Origin of the sequence: Streptomyces sp. NPDC048420 (assembly GCF_040651535.1) — a bacterium.
Classification (GTDB): domain Bacteria; phylum Actinomycetota; class Actinomycetes; order Streptomycetales; family Streptomycetaceae; genus Streptomyces.
In genome coordinates this window covers 59835-74294 of the sequence record NZ_JBEZKG010000006.1, presented here as the reverse complement: position 1 = coordinate 74294, position 14460 = coordinate 59835, and the positions used below count along the sequence as shown (strand labels likewise).

Annotated in this window: 10 protein-coding genes and 1 riboswitch; of the genes, 8 read left to right on the top strand and 2 right to left on the bottom strand. The window is 71.2% G+C overall.

Going from position 1 to position 14460, the window contains the following annotated elements:
• Positions 1 to 217 precede the first annotated feature (217 nt).
• Positions 218 to 1285, top strand: coding sequence for a GTP-binding protein (locus AB0D34_RS12035; RefSeq protein WP_362660303.1), 1068 nt, complete (start codon positions 218 to 220; stop codon positions 1283 to 1285).
• Here AB0D34_RS12035 and AB0D34_RS12030 read toward each other — a convergent pair.
• A complete protein-coding gene (locus tag AB0D34_RS12030; RefSeq protein WP_362660300.1) occupies positions 1282 to 3735 on the bottom strand; it encodes a DNA topoisomerase IV subunit A in 2454 nt (817 codons plus the stop codon). The genes AB0D34_RS12035 and AB0D34_RS12030 overlap by 4 nt on opposite strands.
• A 362-nt stretch (positions 3736 to 4097) precedes the next feature.
• Between AB0D34_RS12030 and AB0D34_RS12025 the strand changes: the two genes are divergently transcribed.
• The 4 genes from AB0D34_RS12025 to AB0D34_RS12010 all read left to right on the top strand — a co-directional run bounded on the left by AB0D34_RS12025 (position 4098) and on the right by AB0D34_RS12010 (position 8913).
• Positions 4098 to 5492 carry a pitrilysin family protein gene (locus AB0D34_RS12025; RefSeq protein WP_362660297.1) on the top strand — a complete coding sequence of 465 codons (1395 nt, stop codon included), beginning with the start codon at positions 4098 to 4100 and terminating at the stop codon, positions 5490 to 5492.
• On the top strand, positions 5489 to 6877 hold the full coding sequence (locus AB0D34_RS12020) for a pitrilysin family protein (RefSeq protein ID WP_362660294.1): 1389 nt from the start codon (positions 5489 to 5491) through the stop codon (positions 6875 to 6877). Before AB0D34_RS12025 ends, AB0D34_RS12020 begins: the two co-directional genes overlap by 4 nt.
• A gap of 209 nt (positions 6878 to 7086) precedes the next feature.
• A riboswitch (cyclic di-AMP (ydaO/yuaA leader) is annotated at positions 7087 to 7253 on the top strand.
• 13 nt (positions 7254 to 7266) lie between these two features.
• Positions 7267 to 8028 carry a M23 family metallopeptidase gene (locus AB0D34_RS12015; RefSeq protein WP_362660292.1) on the top strand — a complete coding sequence of 254 codons (762 nt, stop codon included), beginning with the start codon at positions 7267 to 7269 and terminating at the stop codon, positions 8026 to 8028.
• 189 nt (positions 8029 to 8217) lie between these two features.
• Positions 8218 to 8913 (top strand): GntR family transcriptional regulator, encoded by a 696-nt coding sequence (locus tag AB0D34_RS12010; RefSeq protein WP_362660289.1) that lies wholly within the window; start codon positions 8218 to 8220, stop codon positions 8911 to 8913.
• A gap of 126 nt (positions 8914 to 9039) precedes the next feature.
• On the opposite strand, the gene AB0D34_RS12005 is transcribed toward AB0D34_RS12010, so the two are convergent.
• Entirely contained in the window at positions 9040 to 9321 is a 282-nt protein-coding gene (locus AB0D34_RS12005) for an HPr family phosphocarrier protein (protein ID WP_359810598.1), read from the bottom strand.
• A 197-nt stretch (positions 9322 to 9518) separates the two neighbouring features.
• Here AB0D34_RS12005 and AB0D34_RS12000 point away from each other — a divergent pair, with 197 nt between their 5' ends.
• From AB0D34_RS12000 to AB0D34_RS11990, 3 genes are read left to right on the top strand one after another with little or no spacing between them, the layout of a single operon-like run.
• Positions 9519 to 12596 carry a GNAT family N-acetyltransferase gene (locus AB0D34_RS12000; protein WP_362660286.1) on the top strand — a complete coding sequence of 1026 codons (3078 nt, stop codon included), beginning with the start codon at positions 9519 to 9521 and terminating at the stop codon, positions 12594 to 12596.
• A 42-nt stretch (positions 12597 to 12638) separates the two neighbouring features.
• A complete protein-coding gene (locus AB0D34_RS11995; protein ID WP_362661003.1) occupies positions 12639 to 13235 on the top strand; it encodes a DUF5998 family protein in 597 nt (198 codons plus the stop codon).
• Positions 13235 to 14437, top strand: coding sequence for a nucleotide pyrophosphatase/phosphodiesterase family protein (locus AB0D34_RS11990; RefSeq protein WP_362660283.1), 1203 nt, complete (start codon positions 13235 to 13237; stop codon positions 14435 to 14437). Before AB0D34_RS11995 ends, AB0D34_RS11990 begins: the two co-directional genes overlap by 1 nt.
• Positions 14438 to 14460: the final 23 nt, after the last annotated feature.

Sequence of the window (14460 nt, the reverse complement as noted above, 5' to 3'; positions counted from 1 at the left end):
CGGCTCTGATCGGCGGGGGAGGCGGAGAGGAGGCGCACGGAGGGAAGTGAGGGTCGCACGAACCGGCGCCTTGCCCAACGTCTGCCCCGCAAGTGCTGCTAACAATCGTTCACTTCGCAGTGATTATTCCGGCTCGTATCCTGGTCCGGCACGGAAACCTTCGCCGTGCGCCGGGATCGCGATCCGGTGCACGCAGCAGCGCGAAAGAGGTCGCACGTTGAGCAAGCCGAGCGGGAGCCCCCGGCAGATCCCGGTCGTCGTGCTTGCCGGATTCCTGGGTTCCGGCAAGACCACCCTCCTCAACCATCTCCTGCACCGCAGCGGCGGCAGCCGTATCGGCGCCGTCGTCAACGACTTCGGCGCCATCGAGATCGACGCCATGGCCGTCGCCGGCGCCCTCGGCGACTCCACCGTCTCCCTCGGCAACGGCTGCCTCTGCTGCGCCGTCGACGTCACCGAACTCGACGGCTACCTCGCCAGGCTCGCCCACCCCGACACCGGCATCGATGTCATCGTCATCGAGGCCAGCGGCCTCGCCGAGCCGCAGGAACTCGTGCGCATGGTGCTCGCCAGTGAGCAGCCGGGGATCGTCTACGGCGGTCTCGTCGAGGTCGTGGACGCCGCCGAATTCGACGACACCCGCGCCAAGCACCCCGAGCTCGACCGGCATCTCGCCCTCGCCGACCTCGTCGTGGTCAACAAGCTCGACCGGGCCGCCGACGCCGAGCGCGTCCAGAAGACCGTCCGGTCTCTCGTCGACCGCGCCGCCGTCGTCCCCGCCACCTACGGCCGCATCGACCCCGAGTTCCTCTTCGACTGCCGGCCCAGCGAGGAGCGCATCGGACAGCTCTCCTTCGACGACCTCCACGATCACACCCACGATCTCAAAGACCAGAGCGGCCACCTGCACACCGGCTACGACACCCTCTCCTTCACCTCCGACGCCCCCCTCGACCCCCGTCGGTTCATGGCCTTCCTCGACAGCAGGCCCGAGGGTCTCTACCGGATCAAGGGATACGTCGACTTCGGGCCGTGCGACGTCCGCAACCGTTACGCCGTGCACGCCGTGGGACGGTTCCTGCGCTTCTACCCGGAGGCCTGGGCGCCCGGCGACGCCCGTCTCACCCAGCTCGTCCTCATCGGCACCGGCATCGACGCCCCCGCCCTCGGCAAGGAGCTGGAGGCGTGCAAGCGGGACGCGAACGCCCCGCAGGCCGATGAGCACGGCATGTGGGGCGTCCTTCGCTACGTACAGGATCCCGACGACCAGGACCCCGGGTTCTAGACCGGTCCCGCCACCACCGACACCGTCTTCGCCAGCGACACGCCAGAGCCGTCACGACGAGGGTCGATCTCCGGGAGGTCGGCCGGTGTGCCGTTCTTCTGCGCGGCACGGGCCGGGACGGCGCCCGCCCAGGCCAGGGACAGGCAGTCCTCGCCCTTCAGGAACCGCTGGCAGCGGACACCGCCCGTGGCGCGGCCCTTGCGCGGGTACTGGTCGAACGGAGTGAGCTTGGCCGTCGTCTGGACGGAGTCGTCGAGCGTGCCGCGCGACCCCGCGACCGTGAAGACGACCGCGTCCGCTGCCGGGTCCACCGCCGTGAAGGAGATGACCTTCGCGCCCTCGGTGAGCTTGATGCCCGCCATACCGCCCGCCGGACGACCCTGCGGGCGGACCTGCGCCGCCTGGTAGCGCAGGAGTTGAGCGTCGTCGGTGATGAAGACCAGGTCCTCCTCACCGGTGCGCAGCTCGACCGCGCCGACGATCCGGTCGCCCTCCTTGAGGGTGATGACCTCCAACTCCTCCTTGTTGGTCGGGTAGTCGGGCACCACACGCTTGACGACGCCCTGCTCGGTGCCGAGCGCCAACCCGGGGGAGGACTCGTCGAGCGTGATGAGGCAGACCAGCGTCTCGCCGTCCTCCAGGGAGAGGAACTCCGACAACGGGGCGCCGCCCGAGAGGTTCGCGGCCGCCTCCGGGAGCTGCGGCAGGTCGATGACGTTCAGGCGGAGCAGACGCCCGGACGACGTGACCGCGCCGATCTCGCCCCGCGCGGTGGCCTGCACCGCCGAGATGATCACGTCATGCTTGGCGCGCTTGCCGCCGGGCTCCTCCGGGAACGGCTCGCCGTTCGCCGTACGGGCCAGCAGCCCCGTCGAGGACAGCAGCACCCGGCACGGGTCGTCCGCCACCTGGAGCGGCACGGCGGCCACGGGGGCCGTCGCTCCGGCCTCCAGCAGGACCGTACGCCGCTCGGTGCCGTACTTCTTGGCGACCGCGGCCAGTTCGGCGGAGACCAGCTTGCGCAGCTCGGAGTCCGACTCCAGGATCCGGGTCAGCTCGGCGATCTCCGCGTTCAGCCGGTCCTGCTCCGACTCCAGCTCGATGCGGTCGAACCTGGTCAGGCGCCGCAGGGGCGTGTCCAGGATGTACTGCGTCTGGATCTCGCTCAGCGAGAAGCGCTCGATCAGGCGCTCCTTCGCCTGCGCGGAGTTGTCGCTGGAGCGGATGATCCGGATGACCTCGTCGATGTCGACGAGCGCCGTGAGCAGGCCCTCGACCAGGTGCAGCCGGTCGCGCCGCTTGGTGCGCCGGAACTCGCTGCGGCGGCGCACCACTTCGAAGCGGTGGTCGAGATAGACCTCGAGGAGCTCCTTGAGGCCCAGGGTGAGGGGCTGTCCGTCCACCAGCGCCACGTTGTTGACGCCGAAGGACTCCTCCATCGGCGTCAGCTTGTAGAGCTGCTCCAGGACCGCCTCCGGCACGAAGCCGTTCTTGATCTCGATGACCAGGCGCAGGCCGTGGGCACGGTCGGTGAGGTCCTTGACGTCGGCGATGCCCTGGAGCTTCTTCGAACCGACCAGGTCCTTGATCTTGGCGATCACCTTCTCCGGGCCGACCGTGAAGGGCAGCTCGGTGACGACCAGGCCCTTGCGGCGGGCCGTCACCGTCTCGACGGCGACCGTCGCGCGGATCTTGAAGGTGCCGCGGCCCGTCTCGTAGGCGTCCCGGATGCCGGAGAGGCCGACGATCCGGCCGCCGGTGGGCAGGTCGGGGCCCGGGATGTGTTTCATCAGGGCGTCCAGATCCGCGTTCGGGTAGCGGATCAGGTGGCGGGCGGCCGCGATGACCTCGTTGAGATTGTGCGGCGCCATGTTGGTGGCCATGCCGACCGCGATGCCCGAGGCGCCGTTCACCAGGAGGTTGGGGAAGGCGGCGGGCAGCGCTCCCGGCTCCTGCTCCTGGCCGTCGTAGTTCGGGGCGAAGTCGACGGTGTCCTCGTCGATGGACTCCGTCATCAGGGTCGCGGCCTCGGCGGCGCGGCACTCTGTGTACCGCATGGCGGCCGGCGGGTCGTCGTTGCCCAGCGAGCCGAAGTTGCCGTGGCCGTCGACCAGCGGCACGCTCATCGAGAAGGGCTGGGCCATGCGCACCAGGGCGTCGTAGATCGACGCGTCGCCGTGCGGGTGCAGCTTGCCCATGACCTCGCCGACCACGCGGGCGCACTTCACATAGCCGCGGTCGGGGCGCAGGCCCATCTCGTTCATCTGGTAGACGATGCGGCGGTGCACCGGCTTGAGGCCGTCGCGGGCGTCCGGGAGCGCGCGGGAGTAGATGACCGAGTACGCGTACTCGAGGTACGAGCCCTTCATCTCGTCCACGACGTCGATGTCGAGGATCCGCTCCTCGTACGAGTCGTCGGGCGGCGGGGTCTTCGTGCTGCGGCGGGCCATCGCTGCCGGCTCCTCTTTTCTGGTCGCTCGCCTACGGGTCGCTCACATCGGCCCTTTGGCTCACTCTTGCTGAAGCGTGAACGGGTTCTGACGCGGACCATTGTGGACCGCGGCACTGACAGTCCGGGCCGGGACCCGGCTGAGCCGCAGGGCCGGCGCGCACTGAGCCGCCCGGCCCGGCGCCCACGCAGCGCCTTGCTCACGGTTGCCCGCAGGCTACGCGATCCGCTGTGGGCGTACGCGCCCCGGGAACTTCACCGAGGGTCCGCACGCTTGCATACAGTGGCAGGACCGGCAGGAAAACAGCTCTACAAACCGCGGTTGCCACGACCGCGACCGCGATCGAAGGGACGTACATGCCCATGGGTCACACGGCCACAGACCAGGCAGGCACCGGGGGCCTGACAGCGACCGAGCACCGCCTGGCCAACGGCCTGCGCGTGGTGCTCTCCGAGGACCATCTGACCCCGGTCGCGGCGGTGTGCCTCTGGTACGACGTCGGTTCGCGCCACGAGGTCAAGGGGCGTACCGGCCTTGCTCACCTCTTCGAGCACCTGATGTTCCAGGGTTCGAAGCAGGTGCACGGCAACGGGCACTTCGAGCTCGTCCAGGGCGCGGGCGGCTCGCTCAACGGCACCACCAGCTTCGAGCGCACCAACTACTTCGAGACCATGCCGACCCACCAGCTGGAGCTCGCCCTCTGGCTGGAGGCCGACCGCATGGGCTCCCTGCTGGCGGCTCTCGACGACGAGTCGATGGAGAACCAGCGCGACGTCGTCAAGAACGAGCGTCGTCAGCGCTACGACAACGTCCCCTACGGCACCGCGTTCGAAAAACTGACCGCGCTCGCCTACCCGGAGGGCCACCCCTACCACCACACCCCGATCGGCTCGATGGCCGACCTGGACGCGGCCACGCTTGAGGATGCGCGCGCGTTCTTCCGCACGTACTACGCGCCCAACAACGCCGTCCTGTCGGTCGTCGGCGACATCGACCCGGAGCAGACGCTCGCCTGGATCGAGAAGTACTTCGGCTCCATCCCCTCGCACGACGGCAAGCCCGCGCCCCGCGACGGCACCCTGCCCGAGGTCATCGGCGAGCAGCTGCGCGAGGTCGTCGAGGAGGAGGTCCCCGCGCGCGCGTTGATGGCCGCCTACCGGCTGCCGCACGACGGCACGCGTGAGGCGGACGCGGCCGACCTGGCCCTCACCGTCCTCGGTGGCGGTGAGTCCTCCCGCCTCTACAACCGGCTCGTACGGCGCGACCGTACGGCCGTCGCGGCCGGGTTCGGACTGCTCCGGCTGGCCGGTGCGCCCTCCCTGGGCTGGCTCGACGTGAAGACCTCCGGTGACGTCGAGGTGCCGGTCATCGAGGCCGCCATCGACGAGGAGCTCGCCCGGTTCGCCGAGGAGGGCCCCACCGCCGAGGAGATGGAGCGCGCCCAGGCCCAGTTGGAGCGCGAGTGGCTGGACCGGCTCGGCACCGTCGCGGGCCGCGCCGACGAACTGTGCCGCTACGCCGTCCTGTTCGGCGACCCCCAGCTCGCCCTCACCGCCGTGCAGCGCGTCCTGGAGGTGAGCGCCGAGGAGGTCCAGGCGGTCGCCAAGGCCAAGCTGCGTCCCGACAACCGCGCGGTGCTCGTCTACGAGCCCACCGCACCGGCCGAGATCGCCGACAGTGCCGAGGATGCCGCCGAGGACCCGGAAGCCGCGGCGACCGTAGAAGCCACCGACGAGAACGAGGAGGCGGCCAAGTGACCGAGCTCGCCGCGATGGAATTCCACCCGCAGCCGCAGGCGGGCGAGCCCAAGGTCTGGGCCTTCCCCGCCCCCGAGCGCGGGACGCTCGACAACGGCCTCACCGTCCTGCGCTGCCACCGCCCCGGCCAGCAGGTCGTCGCCGTCGAGGTGCTCCTGGACGCGCCCCTGGACGCCGAGCCGGCCGGACTGGACGGCGTGGCCACGATCATGGCGCGCGCCTTCTCCGAGGGCACCGACAAGCACTCCGCCGAGGAGTTCGCCGCCGAGCTGGAGCGCTGTGGCGCCACCCTCGACGCGCACGCCGACCACCCGGGCGTCCGCCTCAGCCTCGAAGTGCCGGCCTCCCGGCTCGCCAAGGCGCTCGGTCTGCTGGCCGACGCCCTCAGGGCGCCCGCTTTCGCGGACAGCGAGGTGGAGCGGCTCGTCAACAACCGCCTGGACGAGATCCCCCACGAGCTGGCCAACCCGTCCCGCCGCGCCGCCAAGGAGCTCTCCAGGGAGCTGTTCCCGGCGGACTCGCGCATGTCGCGCCCGCGCCAGGGCACCGAGGAGACGGTCGAGAACATCGACTCGGCGGCCGTGCGCGGCTTCTACGAGAAGCACGTGCGCCCCGCCACCGCGACCGCCGTGGTCGTCGGCGACCTGACCGACATCGACCTGGACGCACTGCTGGGCGACACCCTCGGCTCCTGGACCGGTTCCACGGGCAAGCCGCGGCCCGTGCCGCCGGTGACCGCCGACGACACCGGCCGGGTCGTCATCGTGGACCGTCCCGGCGCCGTCCAGACGCAGTTGCTGATCGGCCGCATCGGCGCCGACCGGCACGCACGCGTGTGGCCAGCCCAGGTGCTCGGCACCTACTGCCTCGGCGGCACCCTCACCTCCCGCCTGGACCGCGTCCTGCGTGAGGAGAAGGGCTACACCTACGGCGTGCGCTCGTTCGGGCAGGTCCTCAGGTCCGCCCCGGACGGCTCGGGCGCCGCGATGCTCGCCATCAGCGGCTCCGTCGACACCCCGAACACCGGTCCCGCCCTGGACGACCTGTGGAAGGTGCTGCGCACGCTCGCCGAGGGCGGTCTCACCGACGCCGAGCGGGATGTCGCCGTACAGAACCTCGTCGGTGTGGCGCCGCTCAAGTACGAGACCGCTGCGGCCGTCGCGAGCACGCTGGCCGACCAGGTCGAGCAGCACCTGCCGGACGACTACCAGGCGACGCTGTACCAGCAGCTCGCCGCGACCGGCACGGTGGAGGCCACCGCGGCCGTCGTGAACGCCTTCCCGGTGGACCGCCTCGTGACGATCCTGGTCGGCGACGCGGCTGCCATCAAGGAGCCCGTCGAGGCCCTCGGCATCGGTGAAGTGAAGGTCGTGACGGCCGAGTAGAGCGAGCGCCGTACAGGGGCCCTGGTGACGGAGGCGTCACCAGGGCCCCTTGGATGTCCGAGTCTCTTAGATGTCCGAATTGGGCAGGAGGTTGCCTGTCTGCCCTGTGGGATGCGCTACAAAAACCGTGATCGGTTTGGGGATTGAAAGTGTGCCCGCTTAGCGTCCTCTGGGCTGTCCGTCAGGCACCGCGCCGCGCCCGCGGCACCGGACAGTCATCGCCGAGTCCCCGCATGGCGCGAGCCAGGGGAGCCGGGGACCCAAATGGTAAGTCCCTGGGGTGAATCGGACGCCCGCGCGAGCCGCGAGGGGGTCCGTAGGAGACCTTCCTGCTCCGAACCCGTCAGCTAACCCGGTAGGCGAGAAGGAAGGAAAGGACCAGCCACTACATGGCGTTCACCTGCGCCACCGGGAAGCACCGTCGTCCCAGCCGGATGAAGCGCACCACCGCCCGCGCGGCGGGAGTCGCGGCCCTCGCCACCACCGGCGTCATCGGCACCATCGCAGCACCGGCGTTCGCCGCCGACAACTCCGTCAACTCCGTCGAACAGACCGGCCTCATGCCCGTCGTCAGCGCCGGCGCCTCGCTGGCCGAGCAGATCGACGCGCAGGCCGTCGCCCAGGAGCAGGCCGCCGCGCAGAAGAAGGCGGCGGCGGAGGCCAAGCGCAAGGCCGAGGCACGCGCCAAGGAGATACGCGAGGCCAAGGAGCGGGCCGCGCGCGAGGCCGAGCGCAAGCGCCTCAACGCCTTCGTCGCCCCGATCTCCGGCTCCTACATCTCCACCGGCTACAAGACCGGCGGCTCCCTCTGGTCCTCCGGCAGCCACACCGGTGTCGACTTCCACGCCGCCAGCGGCACCTCCGTGCACGCGGTCGGCCGTGGCACCGTCGTGGAGGCCGGCTGGGGCGGGTCGTACGGCAACGAGATCGTGATCAGGATGGCCGACGGGACGTACACGCAGTACGGCCACCTCTCGTCCATCGGCGTCTCGGTCGGCCAGTCGGTCACCCCGGGCCAGCAGATCGGCCTGTCCGGCGCGACCGGCAACGTCACCGGAGCGCATCTGCACTTCGAGGCCCGCACCACCGCCGAGTACGGCTCGGACATCGACCCCGTCGCCTACCTGCGCTCGCACGGCGTGAACGTCTGACGACGTACCGCGAGACCCCCGAGGCCCCGGCTCCCCGTGAGCCGGGGTTTTCGTCGTTTCAGTCCCTCCGCTGTCCAAAAAATATCCCTGGATTCCGGTCCGGCGTCGGAAATTCCCGCTGATTGCAATAGAGTCACTGAACACACGTCAATCGGAGACGTTTCACGGGGATTAAGGCGGAGGTCGGACATGCGTATTCCGGCGCACTCGGTATGCACGGCGATCCGGGACGACATCGTCGCCGGTGTCTACGAGCGCGGCAGCCGGCTCACCGAGGAACTGCTCGCCCGCCGCTACGGCGTCTCCCGCGTCCCCGTCCGGGAGGCCCTGCGCACGCTGGAGGCCGAGGGCTTCGTCGTGACGCGGCGGCACGCGGGCGCGTGCGTCGCGGAACCGACCGAGCAGGAGGGCGCCGACCTCCTGGAGATGCGCATGCTCCTCGAACCGCTCGGCGCCTCCCGGGCCGCCCAGCGGCGCACCGAGGCCCATCTGAAGGTGCTGCGCGGCCTGGTCCGACTGGGCCAGGAACGGGCCAGGCGGGGCAACAGCGAGGATCTGCGCTCCCTGGGGGGCTGGTTCCACGAGACGCTCGCCCAGTCCTCCGGCAGCCCGGCGCTGACCTCGATGCTGACCCAGCTGCGGCACAAGATCGCCTGGATGTACGTGGTGGAGGCGCCCGCCAACCCGGCGGAGTCCTGGGCCGAGCACGGCGCGATCGTGGACGCGGTGGCACGCGGGGACGGGGACCGCGCGCGGGCGATCACGGCGCTGCACACCGAGCGCTCCAGTGCGGCGCACCGTCTGAGGTTCCCCTCGGGGCCCGACCGCACGGACCGTGTGAGGACCTCGCAACCTCCTGTAAACGTGACGGGTCTGCGGCATTAACACGGGCGCCGTATACAAAGAGGAGTAATTCGCGGGGGAGTATTTCTGCTGCCTGTGAAAGGGAAATGCGAAGGGCCCGTCCGATAATTCGGACGAGCCCCTCGGTGCTTTTCAGGGCACCGGCACTCAGACGGTCTCGGGAAGCTCCTCAAGACCCTCGGCGACCAGTTTCGCGAGCCGGTCGAGAGCCGCGTCCGCGCCGTCGGCGTCGGAGGCGAGCACGATCTCCTCGCCGCCCTGGGCGCCCAGGCCGAGCACGGCCAGCATGGAGGCCGCATTGACGGGGTTGCCGTCGGCCTTGGCGATCGTCACCGGGATACCTGCGGCCGTGGCGGCCCGGACGAAGATGGAAGCGGGGCGGGCGTGGAGGCCCTCGGCCCAGCCGACGTTGACGCGGCGCTCAGCCATGTGATGCTGCCCTTCGGTGTTCAGGGTTGTCTAGACCAGTTTCCCACACGTGAAGCTCCTCCGGACAGGACCCGAAGACCCTTCCGGGGTGGGGTCGTCGGACCGCGGCCTCGGCCCGACATCCGTCCTTGCCTTCTTGCGCGTTCTCCACAGACTGCATCGCGCCGTTGTCGTACGCGAGCCGTACTCTGGGGCCCATGCAGAGCGCGTCGGACCGGCACGAGTACCCCGCCCACTGGGAGGCCGACGTAGTGCTGCGCGACGGCGGCACCGCGCGCATCAGGCCCATCACCGTCGACGACGCCGATCGCCTGGTCAGCTTCTATGAGCAGGTCTCGGACGAGTCGAAGTACTACCGCTTCTTCGCGCCCTACCCACGCCTGTCCGCCAAGGACGTCCACCGCTTCACGCACCACGACTTTGTGGACCGGGTGGGACTCGCCGCCACGGTCGGCGGTGAGTTCATCGCCACCGTACGCTACGACCGCATCGGCGAGGACGGCATGCCCGCCTCGGCTCCGGCCGACGAGGCCGAGGTCGCCTTCCTCGTCCAGGACGCCCATCAGGGGCGCGGTGTGGCCTCCGCCCTCCTCGAACACATCGGGGCCGTCGCGCGCGAGCGGGGCATCCGGCGCTTCGCCGCCGAGGTGCTGCCCGCCAACGTCAAGATGATCAAGGTGTTCACCGACGCCGGGTACACCCAGAAGCGCAGTTTCGAGGACGGCGTCGTACGCCTGGAGTTCGACCTGGAGCCCACCGACCGCTCGCTCGCCGTGCAGTACGCGCGCGAGCAGCGTGCCGAGTCGCGATCGGTGCAGCGGCTGCTCACCCCGGGTGCCGTGGCCGTCGTCGGCGTCGGACGTGCCCCGGGCGGCGTGGGCCGCAGTGTCCTCGGCAACATCCGGGACTACGGCTTCAACGGCCGCCTGTACGCCGTGAACAAGGCGTTCCCCGAGGAGCAGAAGGAGCTGGACGGGATCCCCGCGCACCGGTCGGTGCGGGACATCGACGGTCCGGTCGACCTCGCGGTCGTAGCCGTACCGGCCGAACACGTCCCCGAGGTCGTCGCCGAGTGCGGGGCCCACGGCGTGCAGGGCCTCGTCGTGCTCTCCGCCGGGTACGCCGAGAGCGGCCCCGAAGGACGTGAGCGCCAGCGTGAACTCGTGCGGCACGCACGCGCGTACGGGATGCGGATCATCGGCCCCAACGCCTTCGGGATCATCAACACCAACCCGGACGTCCGGCTGAACGCCTCCCTGGCACCCGAGACCCCCCGCCCCGGCAGGATCGGCCTGTTCGCCCAGTCCGGCGCCATCGGCATCGCCCTGCTCTCCCGGCTGCACCGGCGCGGCGGCGGCGTCACCGGCGTGACCGGCGTCTCCACCTTCGTCTCCTCCGGCAACCGCGCGGACGTCTCCGGCAACGACGTCCTGCAGTACTGGTACGACGACCCGGACACCGACGTCGTCCTCATGTACCTGGAGTCCATCGGCAACCCCCGCAAGTTCACCCGCCTCGCCAGGCGTACGGCGGCGGCGAAGCCCCTGGTGGTCGTGCAGGGCTCGGGAACCGCCCCGCAGGGCCACGCCGTCCGCGCCACGCGGCTGCCGCACGCCACGGTGTCCGCACTGCTCAGGCAGGCCGGTGTGATCCGGGTCGACACCATCACCGAACTCGTGGACACCGGCCTGCTGCTGGCCCGCCAGCCGCTGCCCACCGGCCCCAAGGTGGCGATCCTCGGCAACTCCGAGTCGCTGGGGCTGCTGACGTACGACGCGTGCGTGGCCGAAGGACTCAGGCCGACCCACCCGCTGGACCTGACGACGGCCGCCTCCCCGGACGACTTCCACGCCGCCCTCTCGCGCGCGCTGGCCGACGACGGCTGCGACGCGGTGATCGTGACGGCGATCCCGGCGGTGGGGGAGGGCATCGCCGAAGCGTCCGGCACAGCGGGGGCCACCGGGGACGCGGCGCTGGCGGAGGCTCTGCGCTCGGCGGCCGAGCGGGTGCCGGGCAAGCCGGTCCTGGTGGTGCACGTCGAACTGGGCGGCCTCGCGGAGGCCTTGTCGGCGGCGACGAGCACGGCACCATCGACAGCGAGCGGCACGACAGCGAGCGTGACGACAGCGTCGGGCACGGCCGCCACATCATCGTCGACGACCGGCACGGAACCCTCGCCGACGACCGGCACCGCAGCCCCGCGCACCGCCGGTGACGCGGCACGGACCGTCGGCGGGACCGCGAGGCCCTCTCCCGCCCCGGCGCCCGGAGCCATCCGCGCCGACCACCCCTTCCGCGCCCTGGACCGGCTGCGAGCCCCGACCCCAGCCGCGACCAGGACCGGCCCCGGAACACCCGCCTCCGCGACCGGAGCGCAAGCTCCCGGAGCCGGTCCCGCCCCTGCCACCGCCCCCCGCCTCATCCCCGCCTACCCCGCCGCCGAACGCGCGGTGCGCGCCCTCGCCGACGCCGTGCAGTACGCCCAGTGGCGCCGGGAGGCCGCCGAACCCGGCAAGGTGCCCGAGTACGAGAACATCGACGAGAAGGGCGCCGCGTCTCTGATCGACGGCCTCCTCGCGCGTGGGCAGGGCCTCACCCTCGGCACCGAGGAGACCTGCGACCTGCTCGGCAAGTACGGCGTCCAGGTCCACCGCGCGCTGCCCGCCCAGACCGCCGACGCCGCCGCGGAGGCCGCCAGCACCCTCGGCTACCCGGTCGCCCTCAAGGCCACCGCCCCGCACCTGCGCCACCGCGCCGACCTCGGCGGCGTACGCCTCGATCTCGCGGACGAGGAGCAGCTGCGGCGGGCGTACTCCGAGCTGACCGAACTGTTCGGCACGCCCGACGAACTGCGGCCCGTGGTGCAGGGCATGGCCCCGCGCGGAGTCGACACAGTGATCCGGGCCGTCATCGACCCCGCCGCCGGCGCCGTGCTCTCCTTCGGGCTCGCCGGAGCCGCCTCGCAGCTGCTCGGTGACACCGCGCACCGGCTGATTCCGGTCACCGACCGGGAGGCGACGACCCTCGTCCGCTCGATCCGGACCGCACCGCTCCTCTTCGGCTGGCGGGGTTCCACACCGGTCGACACACCCGCCCTGGAAGAGCTTCTGCTGAGGGTGTCCCGGCTGGTCGACGACCATCCCGAGGTCGTCGCGGTAACCCTGGAGCCGGTCGTCGTCGCCCCGCGCGGCCTGAGCGTCCTCGGCGCCTCCGTACGGCTCGCGCCGCCGCCCGCCCGCGACGACCTCGGCCCGCGGACCCTCCCCGCGTACTGAGCTGCGGCGAGCGGTGCCTCGCAGTCAGTGGTCCACCGTAGGATGGACGTCATGGCCAAGACCAGTACGACGACCCAGGGGCTGCGAGCGGCGATCGAGCGCAGCGGCTACTACCCGGCCCTCGTTGCCGAGGCGGTGGAGGCCGCCCTGGGCGGCGAGCCCATCCGGTCTTACCTGGTCCACCAGGAGACGACGTTCGACCAGAACGAGGTGCGGCGGCACGTGACCGTGCTCGTCCTCACCGGCAACCGCTTCATCGTCAGCCACACCGACGAGCAGGCCGCCGACAGCACGTCCCCGACGCCGTACGCCACCACCTCCACCGAGTCCGTGAAGCTTGGCCGGATCTCGTCGGTCGTGGTCAGCCGGGTCGTCGCCAACCCCGAGCAGTACCAGCCGGGCACCGTGCCCCGCGAGGTCGTGCTGACCATCGGCTGGGGCGCGGTCTCCCGTATCGACCTGGAACCCGCCGCCTGCGGCGACCCCAACTGCGAGGCGGACCACGGCTACACCGGCAGCTCCACGGCCGACGATCTCAGCCTGCGCGTCAGCGAGGCAGGCGACGGCCCGGACACCGTGCGCCAGGCGCTCGCCTTCGCCCAGGCCATCTCCGAGGCGACCGCGGACGTCACCCGCTGATGGCGGCGCAGCCCGCCTCCGCCTGGGACCACCCGGAACCACTCGCCCTCGACACCGCCCCCGTCCCCGAGTACGGCACCGGCTCCCTCACCGACCTGCTGCCCACCCTGGCCGCCGGCATGGCCGTACCCGGGATGACCGCCGCGATCCCCGAGCTCACGCCCGCCGACCGGAACTGCGTGTTCCTGATCGACGGTCTCGGCTGGGAGCAGCTGAGGGCGCATCCGGACGAGGCACCCTTCATGACCTCCCTGCTCGGCAGCTCGCGCGGCGGCACCGGGCGCCCCCTGACCACCGGCTATCCGGCGACCACCGCGACCTCCCTCGCCTCCGTGGGGACCGGACAGCCGCCCGGCGCCCACGGCCTGCCCGGCTACACCGTGCGCAACCCGGCCACCGGCGAGCTGATGAACCAGCTGCGCTGGCAGCCCTGGACCAAGCCCCAGGCCTGGCAGCCGTACCCCACCGTCTTCCAACTCGCCGACCAGGCCGGGGTGCACGCGGCCCAGGTTTCCTCGCCCACCTTCCAGAACACCCCGCTGACCAAGGTCGCGCTCAGCGGCGGCACCTTCCACGGGCGGCTGTCCGGCGAGGACCGCATGGACCTCGCGGCCGAGCAACTGGCCGCGGGTGACCGCTCGTTGGTCTACACCTACTACTCCGAGGTCGACGGCGCGGGCCACCGCTTCGGCGTCGACTCCGACACCTGGCGCGGCCAACTGATGTACGTGGACCGGCTGGTCCAGCGCCTGGCCGGGCAACTGCCCCCGCGTACCGCGCTCTACGTCACCGCTGACCACGGCATGGTCGACATCCCCTTCGACGAACAGCACCGCATCGACTTCGACGAGGACTGGGAACTGCGCGCCGGCGTCGCCCTGTTGGGCGGCGAGGGCCGCGCCCGCCATGTCTACGCGGTCCCCGGTGCCGCGAACGACGTCCTGACCTGCTGGCGCGAGGTCCTCGGCGAGCAGTTCTGGATCGCGTCCCGGGACGAGGCGATCGCGGCGGGCTGGTTCGGGCCGCCGGACCGCTTCGAGGCGCAGGTGTACGACCGGATCGGCGACGTGGTCGCCGCCGCCCGCGACGACGTGCTCATCGTCGCCTCCGAGCGGGAGCCGAAGGAGTCGGCGATGGTCGGCAACCACGGCTCGATGACCCCTGCCGAGCAGCTGGTGCCCCTGCTCGAAGTACGCTCCTGACGCCCACCTGTCCTCCCCTCGCC